This is a genomic window from Cupriavidus sp. GW821-FHT02F09 (genome assembly GCF_059421605.1).
The window spans coordinates 40,438-62,558 of sequence record NZ_JBWKVH010000030.1; the positions used below are offsets into that span (position 1 = coordinate 40,438).

The 22,121-nt window shown below is 66.3% G+C and carries 19 protein-coding genes; 13 read left to right on the plus strand and 6 right to left on the minus strand.

Features of this window, described 5'->3' with window-relative positions; translation table 11 throughout:
• The first annotated feature begins 27 nt into the window (after positions 1–27).
• The 9 genes from manD (at position 28) to AC07XB_RS27015 (ending at position 9,953) form a co-directional block, all read left to right on the plus strand.
• A complete protein-coding gene (gene manD / locus AC07XB_RS26975; RefSeq protein ID WP_492828935.1) occupies positions 28–1,239 on the plus strand; it encodes a D-mannonate dehydratase ManD in 1,212 nt (403 codons plus the stop codon).
• Between the two features lie 31 nt (positions 1,240–1,270).
• The gene (locus AC07XB_RS26980) at positions 1,271–2,806 is read left to right on the plus strand and encodes a mannitol dehydrogenase family protein (RefSeq protein WP_492828933.1); all 1,536 of its coding nucleotides are present in this window, start codon (positions 1,271–1,273) and stop codon (positions 2,804–2,806) included.
• Between the two features lie 268 nt (positions 2,807–3,074).
• Positions 3,075–3,578 carry a hypothetical protein gene (locus AC07XB_RS26985; protein ID WP_459375043.1) on the plus strand — a complete coding sequence of 168 codons (504 nt, stop codon included), beginning with the start codon at positions 3,075–3,077 and terminating at the stop codon, positions 3,576–3,578.
• 349 nt (positions 3,579–3,927) lie between these two features.
• Positions 3,928–5,106: a c-type cytochrome gene (locus tag AC07XB_RS26990; RefSeq protein ID WP_492828931.1), complete on the plus strand. Its 1,179-nt coding sequence runs from the start codon at positions 3,928–3,930 to the stop codon at positions 5,104–5,106.
• 41 nt (positions 5,107–5,147) lie between these two features.
• A complete protein-coding gene (gene ctaD / locus AC07XB_RS26995) occupies positions 5,148–6,905 on the plus strand; it encodes a cytochrome c oxidase subunit I (protein WP_492375894.1) in 1,758 nt (585 codons plus the stop codon).
• On the plus strand, positions 6,902–7,540 hold the full coding sequence (locus tag AC07XB_RS27000) for a cytochrome c oxidase subunit 3 family protein (RefSeq protein ID WP_492375893.1): 639 nt from the start codon (positions 6,902–6,904) through the stop codon (positions 7,538–7,540). Before ctaD ends, AC07XB_RS27000 begins: the two co-directional genes overlap by 4 nt.
• Positions 7,541–7,573: 33 nt before the next feature.
• Entirely contained in the window at positions 7,574–8,257 is a 684-nt protein-coding gene (locus AC07XB_RS27005) for a heme-copper oxidase subunit III family protein (protein ID WP_492375892.1), read from the plus strand.
• An 8-nt stretch (positions 8,258–8,265) separates the two neighbouring features.
• Positions 8,266–8,667, plus strand: a complete 402-nt coding sequence (locus AC07XB_RS27010) for a cytochrome C oxidase subunit IV family protein (protein ID WP_492375891.1) — start codon at positions 8,266–8,268, stop codon at positions 8,665–8,667.
• An 80-nt stretch (positions 8,668–8,747) separates the two neighbouring features.
• On the plus strand, positions 8,748–9,953 hold the full coding sequence (locus tag AC07XB_RS27015) for a DUF2252 family protein (protein WP_492809754.1): 1,206 nt from the start codon (positions 8,748–8,750) through the stop codon (positions 9,951–9,953).
• 75 nt (positions 9,954–10,028) lie between these two features.
• Here AC07XB_RS27015 and AC07XB_RS27020 read toward each other — a convergent pair whose 3' ends face one another.
• Positions 10,029–11,456: an NAD-dependent succinate-semialdehyde dehydrogenase gene (locus tag AC07XB_RS27020; protein WP_492828929.1), complete on the minus strand. Its 1,428-nt coding sequence runs from the start codon at positions 11,454–11,456 to the stop codon at positions 10,029–10,031.
• Positions 11,457–11,675: 219 nt separating this feature from the next.
• A complete protein-coding gene (locus AC07XB_RS27025; RefSeq protein ID WP_492375889.1) occupies positions 11,676–12,476 on the minus strand; it encodes an IclR family transcriptional regulator in 801 nt (266 codons plus the stop codon).
• A gap of 190 nt (positions 12,477–12,666) precedes the next feature.
• Between AC07XB_RS27025 and AC07XB_RS27030 the strand changes: the two genes are divergently transcribed.
• Genes AC07XB_RS27030 through AC07XB_RS27040 form a run of 3 tightly spaced genes read left to right on the plus strand, consistent with a single transcriptional unit; the run spans position 12,667 to position 15,256 of the window.
• A complete protein-coding gene (locus AC07XB_RS27030; protein ID WP_492375888.1) occupies positions 12,667–13,854 on the plus strand; it encodes a CaiB/BaiF CoA transferase family protein in 1,188 nt (395 codons plus the stop codon).
• Between the two features lie 26 nt (positions 13,855–13,880).
• The gene (locus tag AC07XB_RS27035) at positions 13,881–14,504 is read left to right on the plus strand and encodes a cysteine dioxygenase family protein (RefSeq protein ID WP_492828927.1); all 624 of its coding nucleotides are present in this window, start codon (positions 13,881–13,883) and stop codon (positions 14,502–14,504) included.
• 2 nt (positions 14,505–14,506) lie between these two features.
• Positions 14,507–15,256 carry an enoyl-CoA hydratase/isomerase family protein gene (locus tag AC07XB_RS27040; protein ID WP_492828925.1) on the plus strand — a complete coding sequence of 250 codons (750 nt, stop codon included), beginning with the start codon at positions 14,507–14,509 and terminating at the stop codon, positions 15,254–15,256.
• Between the two features lies 1 nt (position 15,257).
• Here the strand turns inward: AC07XB_RS27040 and AC07XB_RS27045 are convergent, their stop codons facing one another.
• The 4 genes from AC07XB_RS27045 to AC07XB_RS27060 all read right to left on the minus strand — a co-directional run bounded on the left by AC07XB_RS27045 (position 15,258) and on the right by AC07XB_RS27060 (position 20,068).
• Positions 15,258–15,914: a DUF1266 domain-containing protein gene (locus AC07XB_RS27045; protein ID WP_492828923.1), complete on the minus strand. Its 657-nt coding sequence runs from the start codon at positions 15,912–15,914 to the stop codon at positions 15,258–15,260.
• Positions 15,915–15,919: 5 nt separating this feature from the next.
• Entirely contained in the window at positions 15,920–17,152 is a 1,233-nt protein-coding gene (locus tag AC07XB_RS27050; protein ID WP_492809759.1) for a hypothetical protein, read from the minus strand.
• A complete protein-coding gene (locus tag AC07XB_RS27055) occupies positions 17,149–19,473 on the minus strand; it encodes a coiled-coil domain-containing protein (protein ID WP_492828921.1) in 2,325 nt (774 codons plus the stop codon). The genes AC07XB_RS27050 and AC07XB_RS27055 overlap by 4 nt, the downstream gene beginning before the upstream one ends.
• A 244-nt stretch (positions 19,474–19,717) precedes the next feature.
• On the minus strand, positions 19,718–20,068 hold the full coding sequence (locus AC07XB_RS27060) for a hypothetical protein (RefSeq protein WP_492376735.1): 351 nt from the start codon (positions 20,066–20,068) through the stop codon (positions 19,718–19,720).
• A 331-nt stretch (positions 20,069–20,399) separates the two neighbouring features.
• On the opposite strand from AC07XB_RS27060, the gene AC07XB_RS27065 reads away from it, so the two are divergent.
• The gene (locus AC07XB_RS27065) at positions 20,400–21,926 is read left to right on the plus strand and encodes an MATE family efflux transporter (protein WP_492828919.1); all 1,527 of its coding nucleotides are present in this window, start codon (positions 20,400–20,402) and stop codon (positions 21,924–21,926) included.
• The last annotated feature ends 195 nt before the right edge of the window (positions 21,927–22,121 follow it).

A 22,121-nucleotide genomic window follows, 5' to 3' on the forward strand; every position in this document is an offset into this window, starting at 1 on the left:
ATCGAAAAAAACCACGCAGGAGAGAGCATGAAGATCACCGCCGCGCGCGTCATCGTGTGTTCCCCGGGACGCAACTTCGTGACGCTGAAGATCGAGACCGACGAGGGCCTGAGCGGCATTGGCGATGCCACGCTCAACGGCCGCGAGCTGGTCGTGGCGAGCTACCTGGCGGACCACGTGGCGCCTTGCCTGATCGGGCGCGACCCGCACCAGGTGGAGGACATCTGGCAGTACCTGTATCGCGGCGCGTACTGGCGGCGGGGGCCGGTGACCATGAGCGCGATCGCCGCGGTGGATACCGCGCTGTGGGACATCAAGGCCAAGGCAGCGGGCATGCCGCTCTACCAGTTGCTGGGCGGCAAGAGCCGCACCGGCGTGATGGTGTACGGCCACGCCAATGGCAGCGATATCGAGGCCACGGTGGACGAGGTGCTGCGCTACCAGGAAATGGGCTACCGCGCGGTGCGCGCGCAATCGGGTGTGCCGGGGCTTAACAAGGTGTATGGCGTGTCGTCTGACCGCCTGTTCTACGAGCCGGCCGATGCGTCGCTGCCGTCGGAGCACGACTGGAGCACGGAGCGCTACCTGGACCACACGCCGCGCCTGTTCGAGAAGGTACGTGACGCGGCTGGCTGGGACCTGCACCTGCTGCACGACGTGCACCACCGGCTCACGCCGATCGAGGCGGCGCGCCTGGGCAAGTCGCTGGAGCCGTTCCGCCTGTTCTGGATGGAAGACGCCACGCCCGCGGAGCACCAGGAGAGCTTCCGGCTGATCCGCCAGCACACCACCACGCCGCTGGCGGTGGGCGAGGTCTTCAACACCATCTGGGATTGCAAGACGCTGATCCAGGAACAGTTGATCGACTACATCCGCGCCACCGTGGTCCATGCGGGTGGCATTACGCACCTGCGCCGCATCGCTGATTTCGCCGCCATGCACCAGGTCCGCACCGGCTCGCATGGCGCGACCGACCTCTCGCCGGTGTGCATGGGCGCCGCGCTGCATTTTGATCTGTGGGTGCCTAACTTCGGCATCCAGGAATACATGCGCCACAGCGAGCAGACCGATGCGGTGTTCCCGCACGCCTACACCTTTGCCAACGGCATGCTGTATCCGGGCGATGCGCCGGGACATGGCGTGGATATCGACGAGACGCTGGCGGCCAGGTATCCCTATCAACGCGCCTACCTGCCGGTGAATCGCCTTGCCCACGATGGCACGCTCTGGCACTGGTAGTTCTAATGCCAGGCAAACACAGGCACGCACGATGACGACGCCAAGACTGCATCCCGACACGCTCGCGCAACTTCCGCAGGACGTACTGCGCCCGCGCTATCCGCGCGAACGCCTGCGCGGCGGCATCGTCCACCTGGGCATCGGTGCCTTTCACCGCGCGCACCAGGCGGCGGTGACGGAAGCCGCGCTGCACGCGGATGCCGCCGACGCGCACTCGTTAGACTGGGGCATCGTCGGCGTCTCGCTTCGCCGGCCCGACACGCGCGACGCGCTGGCGCCGCAGCAAGGCCTGTACACGCTGGCGCTGCGCGGGGTGCGGGACGACGGCAGCCGCTTCGCGCAGTTGCAGGTGATCGGCGCGGTGATTGCGGTGCTGGTGGCCGCCGATGATCCCGATGCCGTGCTGGAGCGGATCGCGCATGCGGACGCGCGCATCGTCAGCCTGACGGTGACGGAGAAGGGTTACTGCCATGACCCCGCCACCGGCACATTGAACTTCAGCGACCCGGGCGTCGTGCATGACCTGCTGCATGCCAGCGCCCCGGTTACCGCCATCGGCTATCTGGCGCGCGGCCTGCAACGGCGCATGGCACGCGGCCTGCCGCCGCTGACCTTGCTCAGCTGTGACAACATCGCCGCCAACGGCGACACGCTGCGCGCCTTGCTGCTGGCCTTCTGCGCGCGCGTGGATGGCGCGCTGCACGATTGGGTGGCCGAACGCTGCGGCTTTCCCAATGCCATGGTCGACCGCATCGTGCCCAAGACCACCGTGGACGATGCCGCGGGCATCAGCGCCACGCTTGGCGTGGAGGACGCATGGCCCGTGGTGGGCGAACCCTTCCTGCAGTGGGTGATGGAGGACCGCTTCGTGGCCGGCCGGCCGCGCTGGGAGGCGGGCGGGGCGCAGTTCGTCGAGCACGCGCACCCGTTCGAGACGCTCAAGCATCGCCTGGTCAACGGCAGCCATTCGACCATGGCCTACCTGGGCATGGTGGCCGGGTGGGCCACCACCGACCGCGCCATCGCCGTGCCGGCTGTGCGCGCGCTGATAGCCGGCATGATGGAGCAGGAAATGCTGCCAACCTTGCCTGCGCTGCCGGGGCTGGACACCGTGGCCTATCGGCGCGACCTGCTGGCGCGCTTTGCTAATCCCGCGCTGCAGCATAAGACCAGCCAGATCGCCATGGACGGCTCGCAGAAGATCTCGCAGCGCCTGCTGGCGCCGATCCGCGAGCGCTTGCGCGCCGGTGCCCCGTTTCCGCGCCTGGCGCTGGGCGTGGCCGGCTGGCTGCATTTCCTGCGCGGCCGGGACGAGCACGGCGCCGAGTACCGTATCGAAGACCCGCTGGCATCTTCGCTGCATGCCTTGCTGGCCGAGGCCGATGCCCGGCATGCGCGGGAAGCGGATCGCATCGCGGCCATCGCGTCGTTCACGCCGGTGTTCGGGGATCTGGCCGCTTCGCGCGTGTTCGTCGAAACGCTTGCCACGCATACGCGCATGCTGCGCGAGCACGGCGTGCTGGCGACACTCGCGGCGGTCGCCGGCACCCAGGCCAGCGCCGCCTGAACGGATCGCTGCCCGCCAAGTACCGATCCTGTCACCCGCGCGTGGCACGTTGCGGCGCCAACGTGGCGCCGGCCCACCTCCAGCACTTATTTGCGCGTGTGCGGTCAAACGATCAGGCCGGCGTGTCCTATGCTGTGCAGATACGCAGGCCTGATCGGCAGTCGAGTCGCAACTTGCGTATAAGAAGCGCAACAGCAGAGCAACAGCAGAGCAACCGCAGCGCAACTGCAGCAAAAGCGGCGGTGAAACAGCATATCTGGAGGTGGCTATGGAACTTCACATGCAATCGCACCACTACGTGCGCCGCATGCCAGACTGGACCGCGGCAGCGGTGTCGGGGCTGGCGGCCGGGGCGCTGTTGATGGTGATCGAGCTGTTCTGGTCGACGATGGTGGCGGGCATCAACCCGTGGGGCACGACGCGGATGATCGCGGCGATCCTGATGGGGCAGGACGTGCTCCAGACATCGTTGTTCAGCGTGGGTACCGTGGCCGCGGCGCTGATGATCCATTTTGTGCTCGGCGCGGTGCTGGGCATGATCCTGGGGGCCATCATCGCGCCATTTCACCTGGATTCGAGCACGGGCCTGGCATTGCTTACCGGCGCGGTATTCGGCATTGCCGTGTACCTGCTCAACTTCTACGGCATGACGCACTTCTTCACCTGGTTCGCCGATGCGCGTGGCTGGCATACGCTGGTTGGCCACATGATCTTCGGCATGACCGCGGCCATTGCCTACTGGAAGCTCGAAAGCAAGGATGTATCTCACTGAGCACGCAAACCGGAGGAAATACCAGCCAACCCATCAGCGCGTGCCGCAGCGCATATCCCTGCTTCCATTGCCCTGCGTCTACGCGGTTTAGTGGTTTAGTGGTTTAGTGGTTTAGACCCGCGCATTGCCACTACACGGGCCGTGCGGGCCGGCGGCGGCGGATGAAAGCTCCGGCTTTCTCCGCCGCTTTTTGTTTTGCCGCCGGTGGCGCGTGGCCGGGCCAATTTTGTGTGGCATCGCACCCAAAGCGCTGTCAAGGCCGCCTTGCCGGTGGCGGACCAGATGCACTAGTCTTATCTCAGCTTGCGTGTAGTTCGCAACCTTCTGTACGCAAGCGGGGAGGGTCGGTATGGCGATAGCCATTGCAATCGTGATCATCGTCGTTGCTTCGGTGCTCTTCCATTTCGTGAGCCCGTGGTGGGCGACACCGCTTGCCTCCAACTGGAAGCAGATGGACGACACGCTGACCATCACGCTGGTCATCACCGGCATCTTCTTCGTCATCATCAACCTGTTCGTCGCCTACATCGTCTGGCGCTACCGCCATCGCGACGGCGCGCGCGCGGCCTATCAGCCGGAGAACCCCAAGCTGGAGCTGTGGCTGACCGCGGGCACCACCCTTGGGGTGATCGCGCTGCTGGCGCCGGGCCTGTTCGTCTATGCCGAGTACGTGCGTCCACCCGGCGACGCCATGGTTCTGGAGGTGGTGGGCCAGCAGTGGCAGTGGGGCTTTCGCTTTCCCGGCCGGGGCGGCCAGCTCGGCACCTCGGACCCGCGCTTTGTCACGCCCGCCAACCCGCTCGGCGTGAACCCGGACGACCCGCGCGGGCAGGACGACATCATCGTCGCCGGCCAGGAAGTCCATCTGCCGCTGAATCGTCCGGTCAAGGTGCTGCTGCGCTCCAAGGACGTGCTCCACGACTTCTACGTGCCGCCGTTTCGGGCCCGCATGAACATGGTGCCCGGCACTGTTACGTCGTTCTGGTTCACGCCGACCAAGGCGGGCACGTACGAGATCCTGTGCGCGCAACTGTGCGGGGTCGGCCATTACAACATGCGTGGCCACGTGGTGGTGGAGGACGAGGCGGCGTTCCAGGCATGGCTCGCGCGCCAGCCGACGTTTGCGCTGACCATGGTGAAGACGCCCCCAACGGCGCCAGCGGCTGCGCCTGCTGGCGCGCCGGCAGCCGATACGCTCGTCGAACAGGGCCGTGCGCTGGCCCAGAGCAAGGGCTGCGTGGGTTGCCACAGCATCGATGGCACCGTTGGCGTGGGGCCAAGCTGGAAGGGCTTGTATGGCAGTACCGGGACCTTTGCCGACGGCAGCAGCGCGAAGGTCGACGACGCTTACCTGAAGACGGAGATCACCGATCCGCAGGCGCGCCTGGTCAAGGGTTTCGGCCCGCTCATGCCGAAGATGGCCCTGAGCGACGAGGAGGTGAGCGCGCTGATTGCCTACATCCGCGCCAACGGCGCGCCCGGCGCTGCAATGCAGGCAGGCGCCGCGTCGGGCGCGGCGGCCAGGTAGGTCGCAGGCAGGTTGCAAAGAAGGTTACAGGAGGGAGTGCAATGGCATACGCCGACGAGGCCGCCCACGACGGACCGCAGAGCTTCTTTACCCGCTACATCTGGAGCCAGGATCACAAGGTGATCGCGGTGCAGTACACGCTGGTTGCCATCTTCGTGGGGCTGATCGGCGTGGTGCTTTCCAACCTGATGCGTCTGCAACTGGGCTTCCCCGGGCACTTCACGTTTATCAACGCCAACCGCTACTACCAGTTCGTGACCATGCACGGGATGATCATGGTGATCTACCTGCTCACGGCGCTCTTTCTCGGCGGCTTCGGCAATTACCTGATCCCGCTGATGGTGGGGGCGCGCGACATGGTGTTCCCGTACCTCAACATGCTGAGCTTCTGGGTCTACTTCCTCTCGGTGCTGGTGCTGCTGTCGAGCTTCTTCGTGCCGGGCGGGCCCACCGGCGCCGGCTGGACGCTGTATCCGCCGCAGGCCATCCTGCCGGGCACGCCCGGCTATGAGTGGGGCATCATCCTGATGCTGGTGTCGCTGCTGATCTTCATTGTGGCCGCCACCATGGGCGGGCTCAACTACGTCACCACCGTGCTGCAGGCGCGCACCGAGGGCATGACGCTGATGCGCATGCCGCTGGCCGTGTGGGGCATCTTCATGGCCACCATCCTGGCGCTGCTGGCCTTTCCGGCGCTGTTCGTGTCAGGTGTGATGATGCTGCTGGACCGCACGCTGGGCACGAGCTTCTTCATGCCGGCAATCGTGTCGCTGGGCCAGCAGCTTAACTACAAGGGCGGCAGCCCGTTGCTGTTCCAGCACCTGTTCTGGTTCTTCGGCCACCCGGAGGTGTACATCGTCGCGTTGCCGGCGTTCGGCATCGTCTCCGACCTGGTCAGCGTGCATTCGCGCAAGAGCATCTTCGGCTATCGCACCATGGTGTGGGCCATCCTGGCCATCGGCGTGCTGTCGGTGGTGGTGTGGGCGCACCATATGTTCGTGAGCGGGATGAACCCGTACTTCGGCTTCTTCTTTGCCACCACCACGCTGATCATCGCGATTCCCACCGCCATCAAGGTCTATAACTGGGTCATCACGCTGTGGCGGGGCGACATCCATTTCTCGGTGCCGATGCTGTTTGCCATCGCCTTTATCAGCACCTTCGTGATCGGCGGGCTGACCGGGCTGTTCCTGGGCAATGTCAGCGTGGACATTCCGCTGTCGAACACGTATTTCGTGGTCGCGCACTTCCATATGGTGATGGGCGTTTCGCCGATCCTGGTGGTGTTTGGCGGGATCTATCACTGGTACCCCAAGGTCACCGGCCGCATGCTCAACGACAAGCTTGGGCACATTCATTTCTGGGTGACGTTCGTCGGCACCTATGCCATCTTCTTCCCGATGCACTACCTGGGCATCCTTGGCATGCCGCGGCGCTACTACGCCTACGACAACTACGCCTTCATCCCCGAGTCGGCGCACACCATGAACGCCTATATCTCCGTGGCGGCGTTTATCGTGGCGGCGGCGCAGTTGCTGTTCATCTTCAACCTGGCCTGGAGCCTCAGGCACGGCAGGCCGGCGGGCTCCAATCCCTGGCGCGCGGCCTCGCTGGAGTGGCAGACACCGGACACGCCACCCGTGCACGGCAACTGGGGCGCGGAGCAGCCGGTGGTGCATCGCTGGGCCTATGCCTATAGCGTGCCAGGCGCGAGCGAGGATTTCATCGCGCAGAACGCGCCACCCGAGGCCGGGGGCGCCGAGCCCGAGCCGCACACCAGCCATGGAGCCGTGGCATGAACGCTAACCTGGTCTATCGCGCCGGTGCCGACGGCGAGCGGCGCCCGGGCCCCGGCCCCGGCGATGTGGGCAGGCAGCGCGCGAGGCCCGCGCCGGCCAGCATCGGGCTGTGGGTGTTCATGGGCGTGGTGAGCTCGCTGTTTGCATTGTTTATCGCCGCGTACGCCATGCGCATGGATTCGCCAGACTGGCACGCGGTGGCGTTGCCGTGGCAGGTCTGGCTGTCCACGGCCTTGCTGGCTGCGGGGAGCGGGGTGATGCTGGTGGCCGCGCGCGCGGCCCGCGCCGGACGTGTCTCGGTGGCGCACCGCGCGCTGTGCTTCGGCGGCCTGGCCGCGGCGGCGTTCGTGGCTTCGCAGTTGTGGGCATGGCAGGCCCTGCTCGCCATCCACGTGGTGCCTGCCAATAACCCGTCCGGGAGTTTCTTCTACCTGCTGACCGCGATGCATGGCCTGCATGTGCTGGGCGGCCTGGCTGGCTGGGCGATGGCCATGCGCGCCGGGCCGGGCAGCGCGCTGCGCATTCGCCTGTGCGCGCGCTACTGGCATTTCCTGCTGGCCGTGTGGCTGGTGCTGCTGGCCGCGCTTGGCTGGCTCACGCCGGAGTTCGTTCGCTTTATCTGCGGCCGCGGCTAGGCGGCCCGGCCGATTCTCGAAGGAGACGTGCCCATGTCTTCGCTACCCACTTCATCCGCACCGGCGGTGACCGGCTTGCGCGGGCTGGTGGCCGACTGGTCCTCGGACCAGCAGGCCTTCAAGGTGTCGTGGGGCAAGGCGATGATGTGGATCTTCCTCGTGTCCGACACCTTCATTTTCAGCTGTTTCCTGACTGGGTACATGACGGTCAGGATCGCCAGCACGGCGCCCTGGCCGAACCCCAGCATCGTGTTCGGGCTCAAGGTGGGTGGCACCGAGGTGCCGTTGCTGCTGATCGCCATCATGACCTTCGTGCTCATCAGCAGCAGCGGGACGATGGCGATGGCCGTCAACTTTGCCTACCGGCGCGATCGCGTGAGATGCGCGTTGCTCATGTTTGCCACGGCGCTGTTCGGCGTGGCCTTCGTCAGCATGCAGGCCTTTGAATGGACCAAGCTGATCGTGACCGAGGGCGTACGCCCGTGGGGCAACCCGATGGGGGCGCCGCAGTTTGGCTCCGCCTTCTTCATGATCACCGGCTTCCATGGCCTGCATGTGAGCTGCGGCGTGATCTACCTGCTGATCGTCGCCACCAAGGTGCTGCGGGGCCGCTACGAGCGCACGGGCAACTACCAGATCGTGGAGATCGCCGGGCTCTACTGGCACTTCGTGGACCTGGTTTGGGTGTTTATCTTCGCGCTGTTCTATCTCTGGTGAGGCCCATCATGGCTGCGTCGACCCCATCTCCCGAATTGCCCGCGCAGGCCCCCGCCGTTGCCGGCTCGCACGGCGATTTGCCGCACGGGCAAGCGCATGGGCAGCAACATGGGCAGCAACATCCCATTGGCCTGTACCTGAAGATCTGGGCACTGTTGTTCGTCCTGTCCACGTTGTCGTACCTGGTGGACTACTTCCATTTCGAGGGCTATCTGCGCTGGACCCTGATCCTGCTTTTCATGGTGATGAAGGCCGGATTGATCGTGGCCGTGTTCATGCACATGGCCTGGGAGCGGCTGGCGCTGATCTGCGCCATCCTGCTGCCGCCGCTCTGCCTGCTGGTGCTGGTGGGCCTGATGGCGGCCGAGGCAGACTACACGTTCCTCTTGCGCGGGGTTTTCTTCCGCTGAGTGTGCCTGCGCGTGCGGTGCATGTTCCGTGCGCGCCATCCGGGTACACTTGCCCGGTTGCCCGCCACTACGAGGAAACCATGCACCCAGCTACGGAAGCCATCCTGATCTATAACCATGGCCGCGATCCCGAGCGGCTGACCCGCAAGCTCGCCGCCATCGCCGCCGATCCGTTCGCCTTCCTGCGTGGCACCAACCACCTCTACGCCGCCTCAGTGGGCACCGAGGCCGCGCTGATGGAGGCACCCACCACCTATGTCTGCGGCGATCTCCATCTGGAGAACCTGGGCAGCTTCAAGGGCGACAACGGCCTGGTTTATTTCGATCTGAACGACTTCGACGACGCGATGGTTGCGCCGCTGACGGTGGACCTCGTGCGCTTGCTGTCCAGCCTGATGATCGCGGCGCCGCAGCTCGGCCTGTCGGATGCCGACGCGCGCGCGGGTGCCGAGCGCATGCTCGATACCTACGCGGCGGTGCTGGCCAGCGGCAAGCCGCGCTGGGTGGAGCGCGCCACCGCTACCGGCCTGGTGGCGACGCTGCTGCGCCGCGTCAAACGCCGCCGCCGCGGCGAGGTCCTGGCGGCGCGCACCGTGCGGCGTGGCGGGAAACGACGCCTGCTGGTCGACAACATCCATGCGCTGGCACCGCTCAAGGGCGAGCGCAAGCGCGCTGGCGCCATCCTGCGTGAGTTCGCGCGGCAGGCCCATCACGGCCAGTTCGTGGCCGACGACGCGGCGCGGCGGGTGGCGGGCGTGGGTAGCCTGGGGCTGGAGCGCTATGTGGTGCTAGCCCATGCGCCCGGCACGCCGACCGCCCAGCGGCTTATCGACATCAAGCGCGCCGCGCCCAGCGCGTGGCAAGGCTTGCCGTATGGCGCGCAACCCGCGTGGGGCAGCGACGCGTCGCGCGTGGTGCATATCCAGCACGCCATGCAGGCGGCTTCGCCTGCGCTGCTCTCAGCGGTGGCGATGGGGCCCGGGCCAGCAAGCCCGTCCTATATCGTCAAGAGCCTGCAGCCCACGGCCGACCGCGTGAACCTTGGGCCTCACACCGATCGCGCCAGCCTGAACGAGGTGCTTCTCACGATGGCGCGCTCGGCGGCCTGGGCGCACCTGCGCGGCTGCGGACATGAAGCCGCCGATCGGATCGAGGCGTTGCAGGAATTCGCTGCCGGTTCGCGCTGGCGCGCGCCGGTGCTGCGGCTGGCGCGGCATGGCTGCGAGATGGCGCAGGCACAGTGGAAGGACTTTGCCGAGGACTACCACAAGGCCCGGGGGAAATAGGCCTGGTTCGCGCGCTCGCTAGCCGTCGCCAACCCTCTTTTCCTGGCCGGGCGGTTGCCCGGCCAGGACGGTACATCAGACCTGCGTGATGAACTTGGTCACCAGGTAGCCATCGAAGGTTTCCTGGCCGCCTTCGCTGCCGATGCCGGAATCCTTGATGCCGCCAAACGGCGTCTCGGCCAGCGCCATGCCGAAGTGGTTGATGTTGACCATGCCGGCTTCCAGGCCGTTGGACACCACCGTCGCGGTCTTCAGCGAGTTGGTGAACACGTACGAGGCCAGGCCGAACGGCAGGCTGTTGGCGCGGCGCAGCACTTCTTCCACGTCCTTGAAGCGCGTCACCGGCGCTACCGGGCCGAAGGGCTCGTCGACCATCAGCTTGGCGTCGTCGGGCAGGTCGGTGACGACGGTTGGGGCAAAGAAGAAGCCCTTGTCACCGATGCGCTTGCCGCCCGCCACCACCTTGCCGCCGCGATGATTGGCGTCGTCCAGGAACTGCTCCATCGAGGCGATGCGGCGCTCGTGCGCAAGCGGCCCCATCTGGGTGCCGTCGTCCAGGCCGTCGCCAACCTTGATCGAGCCGATCACTTCAGTAAAGCGCGCCAGGAACTTGTCGTAGGCTTTTTCCTGCACGTAGAAGCGCGTGGGCGACACGCACACCTGGCCGGCGTTGCGCAGCTTGAAGCGCGCCAGCATCTCCGCTGCCGGCTCGATGTCGGCGTCGTCAAACACCAGCACCGGCGAGTGCCCGCCCAGTTCCATGGTCACGCGCTTCATGTGGGCGCCGGCCAGCGCGGCCAGCTGCTTGCCCACCGGCACCGAGCCGGTGAAGGAGATCTTGCGCACGATCGGCGATTCGATCAGGTAGGTGGAGATCTCGCCCGGCACGCCCCAGACGATGTTCAGCACGCCCGGGGGCAGGCCTGCATCGTGGAACAGCTGGGCCAGCGCGACCACCGCGCTGGGCGAGTCTTCCGGGCCCTTGAGGATCAGCGTGCAGCCGGCGCCGATGGCCGAGACCATCTTGCGGATCGCCTGGTTGAAAGGGAAGTTCCACGGCGTAAAGGCAGCGCACACGCCGACCGGCTCGCGCACCACGATCTGGCGCACGTTGGGCTGGCGCGGCGGGATCACGCGGCCGTAGATGCGGCGGCATTCCTCGGCGTGCCATTCGGCGTGCTCGGCGCAGATCATGACTTCGCCGATGGCTTCGGCCAGCGGCTTGCCCTGGTCCAGCGTGATGTTGCGGCCGATGTCCTTGGCGCGCTCGCGGGTCAGTTCTGCCACGCGGCGCAGGATTTTGGAGCGCTCCAGCGGCGAGGTCTTCTTCCAGCTTTCAAAGGCGCGCTGCGCGGCGGCCAGGGCGCGGTCCAGATCGCCGCGGTTGGCATGCGGCAGCTTGCCCAGGAGTTCCTGGGTGGCGGGGTTGATGACGTCTTGCTCGCGTCGGTCCCCTCCCTTGACGAATTCTCCGTCGATGTAGAGGGCGAGATCCTGGTACATGCCTTTCTCCTGAAGAAGGTTGCGTGCGACAAGCGCAGCCGGTGCCGCCGCGGTGGGGGATGCCGCGCGTGGGCGCGGCGGCCAAACCGCAAGCTTAACGCGTCGGCCGGTTTTGTGCATCGGCAGGCGCCGGCGTTTCCGAGGGGCGGGAGAAAGTGCGGCAAAAGCCACCGTCCGCGATCTCTCACGGGCTCAGGAAGAATGGCTGATGCCCGGGGCTCAGCCGCGCCGCATCGCCACCATGCTGCGCGTAGCCAGCGCTAGTGCATTGTGCCGGTTGCCGCCGCCCAGGTCATCGGAGATCTCCGTGGCCGCGTTCAGCACCAGCGCGGCAAAGCCCTTGATCTTGTGCGGCTTGAACCGCTCAGCGGGCCCCGACAGCCCGATGGCGGCGATGACGTGCCCGTTGCCGTCGCAGATCGGCGCGGCCACGCCGTAGACGGTCTCGCGCCACTCGCCGCGGTTGACCGCATAGCCCTCTTTGCGCACCTTGGCCATCTCCCGCAGGAAACGCTCGGGCTCGACGATGCTGTTGGGTGTGGACGGCACCAGCGTGGTGAACATGCGCTGCAACGCGGTGTCCGGCTGGAAGGCCAGCATCGCCTTGCCGGTGGCCACGCAGTGCGCCAGCGCCCGCCCGCCGATCTGGGTATAGGCGCGCACGGGGTTGGGGCTGTCGATCTTGTGCACGTAGACCACCTCGGCGCGGTCCAGCACGGACAGGTGCACGCTCTCGCCGCTGGCGTGCATCAGCTTGTCCATCCACGCCTGGGCATGGCGGCGCAGGTCCAGCCGCGAGAGCACCGCCGAGCCCAACTCCCAGAGCTTGATCGACGCACTGTAGCCGGTGCCGGAGGCGTCGCGAATCACATAGTTGAGTTCGGTCAGCGCTTGCAGCAGCCGATGCACATTGCTCTTGGCCAGGCCCAGGCGGGTGGCGATCTCGGTGAGGCCCAGCGGCCGGTCGCTGTGCGCCAGCAACTCGATCACGCCGAGGCCCTTGATCAAGGTGTTGTTCATCGATGCTTATGCTCCATGCGGGCATCTGATGCGGATGGCGCACCCTGTTCTCAAATGTGGAACGATAGTATCGTATTTTGCAACTCCCTATAATCGTTGCAGCGCGTTGTCGCAACGCGGCCGGCAGCTTGCCGAAGAGGACGGCTGATTCACTGCGCCGCCTCTCTCTCCTTCCCTGTGGATGCTTCCCATGCGTGATCTCGACCAACAGGACCTGCCGCTGCAAGGCGTGCGGGTCGTGGAATTCTGTACCGTTGCCGCCGGGCCCTTTTGCGGCATGCTGCTGGCCGATATGGGCGCCGAGGTGATCAAGGTGGAAGCGCCCGAGGGCGACACCTTGCGGCAGTGGCCGCCGCTATCCGATGGCTTCTCCGAGAACTTCGCCTCGCTCAACCGCAACAAGGAGTCGGTGGCGCTCAACCTGAAGGATGCCGCCGACGTGGCGCTGGCGCGTGCGCTGATCCTGGATGCCGACGTGGTGATCGAGAACAACCGCCCGGGGGTGATGGACCGGCTCGGGCTGGGCTACGCCAGCTTTCGCGAGCAAAAGCCAGGGCTGGTGTATTGCTCGGTGTCCGCCTACGGCCAGAGCGGCCCGCGCGCGGGCGAGGGCGGGTTCGACCTGACCATCCAGGCTGCGGCCGGCGTCATGAGCGTAACCGGCGAGCCCGATGGCGCGCCGGTGAAGTGCGGCGTGCCGCTGGCGGACTTTGCTTCGGGGCTGTACGGCGCCTTTGCCATTGCCAGCGCGCTCACCCGGGTGCGGGCCGGCGGCGCGGGCGCGCATATTGATGTGCCGATGTACGGTTGCACGCTCGGCATCGCCGCACTGCAGACCAGCGAGTACTTCGGCACCGGCCGAAGCCCGGCCAAGCTGGGCTCCGCGCATCCGCGCAATGCGCCCTACCAGGCCTTCCAGGCCGCCGATGGCTACTTTGCCATCGCCGCGGGCAACCAGAAGCTGTGGCTCGAAGTGGTGCGCGTGGTGGCACTGCCCGCTCTGGCGCAGGACGCGCGCTTCGCCACCACGCGCGACCGCGCGGCCAACCAGGCCGCACTGAAGATCCTGCTGGAGGAGCGCTTTGCCACCGCTGGCGTGGCGCACTGGATAGCCGCCTTCAATGCCGCTGGCGTGCCGCATGCGCGTATCAACGACTATGCCGCCGCGCTGGACGATCCGCAGGTGGCGCATATGGATTGGGTGCGCCCGCTGACGCTGCCTGGCGGCCACCAGACCCGCACCTTCGCCTCGCCGCTGCGTTTCGACGGGCTGGGCTTGCCGATCCGCCGCGACCCGCCGGCGCTGGGCGAGCACAACGCCGCCGTGCGCGCCCGCTACCAGGCGGGCAGTGCAGCCACGGAACAAGACCCCACGTAATGTCAAAGGCAGATAGAGGAATCATCATGAGCGACAAGATCGGCAACATTGATCGGCTGCGCGCGTTCGTTGCCACCATCAGCCGCGTGGTTACGCAGGCAGAACGCGAGGGCAGCAGCGAGCCGGACATCCTCGCGCAAGCCAGCGCCGCGCTGAGCGAACTGGTGGCGCACGACGACTGGCTGCCTGAGGCCATGGCACGCCCGCATCCTGTCTACTACCAGCAGCATCTGCTCTATGGCGATCCGCTCGATCGCTTTTCGCTGGTCAGCTTCGTCTGGGGGCCGGGCCAGCAAACGCCCGTGCACGACCACACGGTGTGGGGCCTGATCGGCATGCTGCGCGGCGCCGAGGTGGACCAGCACTACCGCGTGGAAGGCGGCCGGCTGGTGGAAGACGGCGATGCCGTGGTGCTGAGCGCCGGCCAGGTGGCCGCGGTCTCGCCCACGCTGGGCGATGTGCACCGCGTGCGCAATGCGCATGACGACCGGGTGTCGATCAGCGTGCATCTGTATGGCGGCAACATTGGCCGCATCCAGCGCCATGTGTATGACGCCGCCAGCGGCGCCACCAAGCCGTTCGTATCCGGCTACTCCAATGCGCTGGTGCCCAACCTGTGGGCGCCGGCGGCAGCGCCGGCGCAGGGGTGAACGTGGAACAAGCCGGTCTGCTGATTGACAAGCAAGGCGACGTCACCCGATTGACGCTGAACCGGCCCGAGCGTGGCAATGCGCTGTCGGCCGGGCTGGTGGAGGCGCTCGCGGCGGCGGTGCTGGCGTGCCACCACGATGGCACCCGCCTGCTCGCCATTGACGGCGCCGGCACGCATTTCTGCACGGGGTTCGATCTGGGTGAGCTGGATAGCGAGAGCGACGATTCGCTGCTGGCGCGTTTCGTGCGCGTCGAGCTGCTGCTGCAAAGCGTGCACGGCGCACCCTTTACCACCGTAGCGCTGGTCCAGGGCCGCGCCATGGGCGCGGGCGCCGACCTGATGGTGGCCTGCGAGCAGCATTGGATCGCGCCGGGCAGCACGCTGGCTTTCCCCGGCGCGGCCTTCGGCCTGGTGCTGGGCAGCGCTCGGCTGGCGCAGCTGGTGGGTGTGGCTACGGCGCGGGACTGGATCGCGAGCGGACGGGCGGTCCAGGCCGAGGAAGCGCTGGCCTGCGACATGGCCGGCAATTTGATGGCGCCGGAGGCGCGCGCCGGCGCGCTTGCCACGTTGGCGCAGCGTGCGCGCCGGCTGGACGCCCCAACCCATGCCGCTATCCAGGCCGCCACGCAGGGCGGCCACGCCATGGCAGAAGCGGCGCGCGCGGCACAGCTGGCCGAGCTGGTGCGCTCCGCCGCCCGGCCGGGACTCAAGGCGCGCATCGCCGCCTACCGGGCGGCGTCCAGGCGCTGACTCAGCGCGGCTCGGGGCTGAACGCCGGCAGGTCCGGCCATGCCAGCGCTGCCCAGGCGCCCTTGGGCGGCGCCAGCAGCTGGCGCAAGCTGGCTGCATCGAAGGCCTTGCCCAGAGGGTCGGCGCGGAATGCGGCAAGCCATTGCTGGCGGCCGGCGATAAAGGCATGGCCGAAGTCTTCCCAGCTGGCAAAACAGTCCTGCGCGCGCTGCGCGTTGAGCAGGAGCACGCGCCACGCGGCCATCGGCTCGACCCAGCCCATCAGCATGACGGTGCGCGCAAAAAAGGCCATCCGGACGCAGGCAAAGGCCAGCGCGGCGCGCGGATCGTCGGTCGGCAGCAGCGCATGCAGGTCGGCGCGAAACCACCGTGATTCGAACATCTGGGCGAGGTGCTGGCGCACTTCGTCATCCGTGGCATTGGCGCGGAACTCCATCTGATGCAGCAACTGCACGCGGAACAACGCGCGCGCCGCGTCGGTCATGTGGTCCGATGCGGGGTTGAAAAACCCCGTCATGCTGGTGGCATCAACCATGGGCTGCGCCAACGTCAATGCCCATTGCTTGCGCCGGGTGAACACAGCGGGACGCTTGGGGCGCAGGAAGCGGCAGACCCGCCATAGCACAAAGGCCCCGAGGAGCAGGTAGAAGACATTCATCCCATTCATCCGATCTGGCGCTCCGTTACACCTCGCGAGGGCGAAGCCTGGATTTGCGCCGCGTGCGACAGCGAGATGTCCGGCCATGGCACGTCTTCGGTGGCGACAACCGCCTCGGCGTCACCCGCGCCCGGCGTTTGCCGAGTGGCATACCGGACCGATGCCGCCATTGGCGAACGCTCCGTCAGCAAGCCAGGCTGGCGCGCGGCGACCAGCCACTCCACCATTGGCGTCGGCGCGCGGAGCCTGACAAAGAGTTGTGGGTACCGGGCGACCAATCGGGTCTGCGTCGCGGCGTCGGCCACGTCTTCAATGCGCGCCCAGCCGGCTGGCGTGCGCACCACGCCGATGGCGATGCAATCGTCCGGGGTTTCCGCATCGGTACCCAGGGCGTTCAGGCAGGCTAGCACATCTTCCACGTAGCGCGCGATGGGCGGCCTGTTCTGCTTGCCCTTGACCTGGTCGATGGTGAGCGCGCCACTGGCCAGCACATGCACGCTGATGGTGATATGCGGTTGTCCGCTGGCATCGCGGAAGCTCAGCAAGCGCAGGCGCTGCTGCGCCACCGCTTCGGCATAGCGCTCGCCGTAGCCGCCGGAGAGCGCGCGCCGGTCGGAAAACTGCCCCAGGCAATGCCGCATGACGTAGCTTTCAAAGGCCATTTCCGCGCGCAGCAGCGCACTGTCTGGCAGCAATTCCACGAACACGCCATGCGGCGTCGACAGCAAGGTACGCAGCGCTTCGGGCTGGCTCTGGCGCCAGCCGCGCTCGATGCGCGTGGCCATCTCGGCATGTTCCTTGTCCCACAGCGCCAGTGCTTGCGGGCAGGTGATGCGGTCGAGCTTGCCGTCAAGAGCGGTGCCCTTGCGCGAGGTCAGGAACTCGACGAGCCGCGCTTCCAGCGCCAGCAGGCGCGGCTCGACAGGATCCACCCAGACGACCGGGGCCGGTGGCATTGCTGCTTCGCCGCTCGCCTTGGCCGACGCGCCAAAGCGCGCCGCAACCCACTCCGGCATCGCCTCGGATCTCAGGGCCTGCCGCGCACCGTCGAGCGAATCGATCTTGATGGCCGGCTCAAAGTTGGCGACGAGATGGCGATAGAAGTGGTTGAGCAGCCAGGCGCGCACCGCGGCATCGTCGCCGCGCGCCTGGCTGCGCGCGGCGATGCCCGCCTTCAGGGCGCCGGCATTGAGGGCGTTGCGCGGCGCGTAGCCTGTCATCCGGCTGGCGGTACTCATTTCCAGACTTGCCACCAGCTCTTGCTCTTGCCGGCAGGGTTGGCTTGCGTGCGGTAGAGCGCCACTTTTTCCTCCATCGCCTTGACATCGGCGAGCTCGTATTCGTTGCTGCGCGGATTGAGTGCGATGGCACGCTCAAAGAGGGCGGCGGCCTCGGCGTGGCGCTGCAGCCCACTGAGCGTGTCGGCCGCCAGGCTGACCATCCAGGATTCCGAGCAACCATCGACGTGGTGCGCGATGCGGCTCCACAGGGCCGCGGCTTCTTCGGGGCAGTTATGCGCCAGGTTGAAAGCCATTTGCAGGCGCACGCCCAAGTCCCTGCTCGACAGCTTGCTACCGTCCTGGCCTTCTTCCCGCTCCCATTTCACCAGGCGCTCCACCCAGATGGGAATCTCGCGGTCGCGATCGAGCTTGTACAGGGCCTGCGACACCTCGCTCAGGTAGTCGTTGGGGTCATGCCGGCTGTAGCCAAACTCGGCGGCGTAGTGCCAGAGCTGCTCGGCGGCGCTGATGATCCCCTCGGAATCCTGCATTGCGATCCGCACGCTCAGCAGGCCGGCGTAGTGTTCGGCAAACGGGCTGGCGGCGATGCCGCGCCTGTGCAGCTCGACGGCATCCTCGTAGCGCCGCTCGTCGTACCGATAGATGATGGCCAGGTTGTTGCACAGCATGGAGTAGAGGTGCGCGCAGGCATCGTACGGATGGCCGGCACCGCTCTCGAAATAGCGCTCCAGGCACGCCTGCCCTTGTTCGTAGGCGGCAATCTGCAGCTTGATGAAATCGCTGTAGGTTTCGTTGCGCGACTCGGCAGGGACGCGGTCCAGGTGTTCCCCGAGCAAATCGCCAAGCGCGACCCCGAAGTTGTACGCCCACAGCCCGCTTGGCAGCGAGAAGGCCGGCAGCTTCAGCGTCTGGATCACCCCAAGCGATTGCACCCGAGCCTCGAACAGGGCATAGGCCGTGCGGTTGTCCTGCATGCCGCCTTCCTGCGCCGCCGCATACAGCCGCGCCGCTTGCGTTGTGGCATCGATGCGGCCCGCCGCGCCGTCGTTGACCGCCGCCAGTCTTGCGATCCATGGATGGCCCGGCGAACGCTGCTCGGCCAGTGCGCGTGCTGCGTCGAATACCGACTGCAAGGCCTGCGCATCCACTTGCTCACCCACGGCGCCAAAGAGCGCTTCATGGGTCGGGGAGAGGGTCCGCGGATCCTGTTCTCCCTCTTGCGCTTTTGACAGGAAGGCTGCCAGCGTTTCTTCCGTATTGCAGGCCCGCATGGCGCACAATGGCCACCAGGCCGAGCCGTCGGCCGCATCGGCCAGCCGCGCGTGAACCAGCTGCGCGGCGCCATCCCACATCTCGTCCTCGACCTGATAGATGTGCAGGAATGCCCGGCGGCCGGCCTCGTCAACGCGCTGGGCTTGCATCAGCCACGGCAGCTCGTATTCGATGAAGTCATCGCTGCCGTTCGATGACAGGCTATGGCGCGCGGCGGAGCAGGCGTCCAGTGCGCCAGGCAAATCGCCCTGCGCGTACAAGGCGCGCGCCGCGAGCCGGGACAGCCGGACTTCCAGTTCACGGCGCTGCGGCAACGACTGCTGCGCTGTCAGGGCCCTCGCGGCCTGCTGGAAGTCGGCGAGGCGCTCGGGCGCGATGCCGATCAGGGCGCTGCCCAGGCGCAGCCAGTCGTTTTCGTCGACGTCCTGTTGCGCGTCGGCCGTCTGCAGCGCCAGGATGGCCGCGCCAGCTGCTGCGCGGGCCTCGTCGTTGCTGTCATGGCGCGTCAGCGCCCAGGCGCGCCGCCGCTGATAGTCGGCGAGGTCCCATGCACGGAACGGCGCGCGTTCCGCGATGGCCCCGTTCAATGCATGGCGCAGGTCAATTGTCTCCAGCGCAATGCCCAGCTTGCGCACTTCCAGGCTATCGAACACGCGAAGCTGCCGATACCGGTCCGCATTCAGCTCCGGCATCCCTGCCACGATGGCGCGCATCTCAGCGAGGGCACGCTGGATGCTCTCTTCCTCGTTGACGTGGTTGGCTATCTGGAGGCGATAGAGCGCCAGGTGCATGCGCAGTTCGGCCTGCGCTTCGCGCGGCGTGGCTTCCAGCGTGCCGGCGCCGTCTGCGTTGACCACCGCCAGCGCAGCCTCCGGATCCCCAGCGCGCATCCATAGCGTATGCAGCCGGTCGATGGACTCAAGGGAATCGGCCCGCAGAGGCTTGGCGCGCAATCTGGCCAGCAAATCGGCGGCTTCGCTTGAATTGCCTTCCTCGAGATCGGCTTCGAGGCGATCCAGTAACTGTTCCAGCTGAGCACCTGTCAATGCGTTGCCATTGCTATCCACGGTTCTTCCCATAATGTGATCTAATTTGCACCTAACGCGCGATTCTACCCGGAGATGCCACAGACCCGGAAATTGCGCCTGATGGTTCGCCCAACGGCGCTGCGGTTCAAGCGATCATCACGATAAAACGCCCCGCCTCCTTGAGGGAGGCGGGGCGTTTTATCGTGGTTGCCCGGAAGGGGGAAGGGGGAAGGGGGAAGCGGCAAAACGCGGCCGTACGCGCTTAGTTCTTCTGCGCGTCGGCGGGCGTGGTCGACATGTCCTTTTTCATGGTGTCGTTGTTGGCCTTCTTCTCGGCGCTCTTTTGCTGCTTGGCGGACTTCACGTCCTGCTTGTACTCTGTCTTGGCGGCCTTTTTCTTGGTCTTGTATTCGTCCGAGGCCTGCTTGTTGGCATCGCGGCGCTGGACCAGCGGATCCTTCGGCGGCTCGATCTGTGTCATGCCGGCAGGCGCCGCGGCATTGCCGCTATCGGCAGGAACGGCGGGCGTCTGGGCAAAGGCGGCCGCACATAGCAGGCCGGCAGCCAGGGCGGTGGAAGCTTGCAAAAAGCGAATCGGCGTGTTCTTCGTCATATCGGACCTCACGGTTCATGGATGGAAACGGCGCTTGGACGCCACGGCGGGGGACACCGCCATGGCCGCTCTGCGAGACACCAAGGGCCACTTGTGTATTGCGTTTCGCCAATGTTTGACTCCTTGCGCGCAGAGCTCGTGCCCTGATCCAAACAACTGCTTACAATTGGCTTTCCGTCTGACAGACGACTACCGACAAGGGCTGTCGGCAAGGTGTGACATAGTGGCAAACGTGGGCATCGCGCATGGCATTGCCCCGCGTTTCCCGACGATCCCAGGCGCAATCAGAACACGACAAGAACACGATAAAAACACGAGACCACCCCCGAACATGCCAACAAATTCCAAAGCCCAGCTGACCACGGGCCCGATTGGCCGCACGTTGCTGCTGTTTTCGCTGCCGGTGCTGGGCAGCAATATCCTGCAGTCGCTCAACGCCTCGATCAATTCCGTGTGGGTGGGGCATTTCCTCGGCGAGGCGGCGCTGACGGCTACCTCAAATGCCAACATCATCCTGTTCTTCCTGCTCGGCGTGGTGTTCGGCATCAGCATGGCCAACACCATCATGATCGGGCAAGCCGTGGGGGCGCGCGACCTGGTCGAGGCGCGCCGCGTGGTGGGCACCAGCACCACCTTCTTCATCCTGCTGTCGGTGCTGGCGGCGGCGCTGGGCTACGCCTTCACGCCCGATATCCTTGCCGCGATGGGCACGCCGGCCGATGCCAGGGCGCTTGCCATCAGCTACCTGCGCATCATCTTCCTGGCGCTGCCCTTCATGTATTTCTACAACTTCGTGATGATGACGCTGCGCGGCGCAGGAGACTCGCGCACGCCGTTCTATTTCATGCTGTTGTCGGTGGGGCTGGACGTGGTGCTCAATCCGCTGCTGATCTTTGGCATCGGCCCGTTCCCGGAGCTCGGCATCGCAGGCTCGGCGCTGTCCACGCTGATCGCGCAGTTGGCGAGCCTGGCCGCAATGCTGATCGTGCTCTACCGCCGCCACCACTTCCTGGCGCTGCGGCGCCACCAGCTCGCCTACCTGAGGCCCGATACCGCGATCCTGCGCGCGCTGGTGGCCAAGGGCTTGCCGATGGGGCTGCAGATGGTGGTGATCTCGTCGTCGGCGATCGTGATGATGTCGCTGGTCAATCGCTATGGCTCGCAGACCACCGCCGCCTACGGCGTGGCCTCGCAGTTGTGGACGTACGTGCAGATGCCCGCGCTGGCGGTTGGCGCCAGCGTGTCGTCGATGGTGGCGCAGAACGTGGGCGCCGGGCTGTGGAGTCGCGTGACGCGCATCACACGCGTAGGGCTGCTGTTCAACCTGCTGATGACCGGTACCCTGGTTGCCCTGATCTACCTGTTCAACCGTCACTCGCTGGGCTTGTTCCTGCCCGATGACGGCACGGCCATCGGTATTGCGCAGCATATCAACGCCATCGTGCTGTGGTCCTTCATCTTGTTCGGTTTCACCATCGTGCTGTTCGGCACCGTGCGCGCCACCGGCGCGGTGATGGCCCCGCTGGTGATCCTGTTCCTGTCGATGTGGGTGGTGCGCCTGCCATTTGCCTGGGTGCTCGAGCGCACCGTTGGCGCCGATGCGATCTGGTGGAGCTTCCCGCTGGGCTCGGTGGTCTCGGTCACGCTGGCCGTGGCGTATTACCGCTTTGGCAACTGGCGCGCCGCCCGTATCCTGCCGGTCGCGCCCGGGCCGGCCCCGGAGCCGGAGTTCGCGCCCCAGGCGCCCGATACCAGCATGGGCACAGCGTGCGAGGAAGCCCTGAGCACGGCCGGCGCCGCCGGCGAGCCGGCGCTGGCGGGAGAGTCACGCGCAATGTCGAAGCAGGGCGCCGACTGAGTCGCTGGCCCGCATATCCCGCGTGCCAGTAAGGTGATGCAAGCGGCCCTCGGGTCTGCCGGCACGCGTCCGCACCAGGATGATCCTCGTGTTTTCCTTACGTTTTCCTTTCGATCCCCTTCAATTTCCCTTCGGCTTCCTTTCATTCGTCTTTCGGTGTTACATCACGGCGTGATGTATGTATTTTGGCGGGAT

Coding starts and splice junctions, on each gene's coding strand:
- AC07XB_RS27005 (WP_492375892.1), top strand. CDS start 7,574: ATGTCTTCGCTACCCACTTCATCCGCACCGGCGGTGACCGGCTTGCGC.
- AC07XB_RS27000 (WP_492375893.1), top strand. CDS start 6,902: ATGAACGCTAACCTGGTCTATCGCGCCGGTGCCGACGGCGAGCGGCGC.
- AC07XB_RS27015 (WP_492809754.1), top strand. CDS start 8,748: ATGCACCCAGCTACGGAAGCCATCCTGATCTATAACCATGGCCGCGAT.
- AC07XB_RS27045 (WP_492828923.1), bottom strand. CDS start 15,914: ATGAATGTCTTCTACCTGCTCCTCGGGGCCTTTGTGCTATGGCGGGTC.
- AC07XB_RS26990 (WP_492828931.1), top strand. CDS start 3,928: ATGGCGATAGCCATTGCAATCGTGATCATCGTCGTTGCTTCGGTGCTC.
- AC07XB_RS27030 (WP_492375888.1), top strand. CDS start 12,667: ATGCGTGATCTCGACCAACAGGACCTGCCGCTGCAAGGCGTGCGGGTC.
- AC07XB_RS27025 (WP_492375889.1), bottom strand. CDS start 12,476: ATGAACAACACCTTGATCAAGGGCCTCGGCGTGATCGAGTTGCTGGCG.
- manD (WP_492828935.1), top strand. CDS start 28: ATGAAGATCACCGCCGCGCGCGTCATCGTGTGTTCCCCGGGACGCAAC.
- AC07XB_RS27050 (WP_492809759.1), bottom strand. CDS start 17,152: ATGAGTACCGCCAGCCGGATGACAGGCTACGCGCCGCGCAACGCCCTC.
- AC07XB_RS27010 (WP_492375891.1), top strand. CDS start 8,266: ATGGCTGCGTCGACCCCATCTCCCGAATTGCCCGCGCAGGCCCCCGCC.
- AC07XB_RS26980 (WP_492828933.1), top strand. CDS start 1,271: ATGACGACGCCAAGACTGCATCCCGACACGCTCGCGCAACTTCCGCAG.
- AC07XB_RS27035 (WP_492828927.1), top strand. CDS start 13,881: ATGAGCGACAAGATCGGCAACATTGATCGGCTGCGCGCGTTCGTTGCC.
- AC07XB_RS27020 (WP_492828929.1), bottom strand. CDS start 11,456: ATGTACCAGGATCTCGCCCTCTACATCGACGGAGAATTCGTCAAGGGA.
- ctaD (WP_492375894.1), top strand. CDS start 5,148: ATGGCATACGCCGACGAGGCCGCCCACGACGGACCGCAGAGCTTCTTT.
- AC07XB_RS27060 (WP_492376735.1), bottom strand. CDS start 20,068: ATGACGAAGAACACGCCGATTCGCTTTTTGCAAGCTTCCACCGCCCTG.
- AC07XB_RS27065 (WP_492828919.1), top strand. CDS start 20,400: ATGCCAACAAATTCCAAAGCCCAGCTGACCACGGGCCCGATTGGCCGC.
- AC07XB_RS26985 (WP_459375043.1), top strand. CDS start 3,075: ATGGAACTTCACATGCAATCGCACCACTACGTGCGCCGCATGCCAGAC.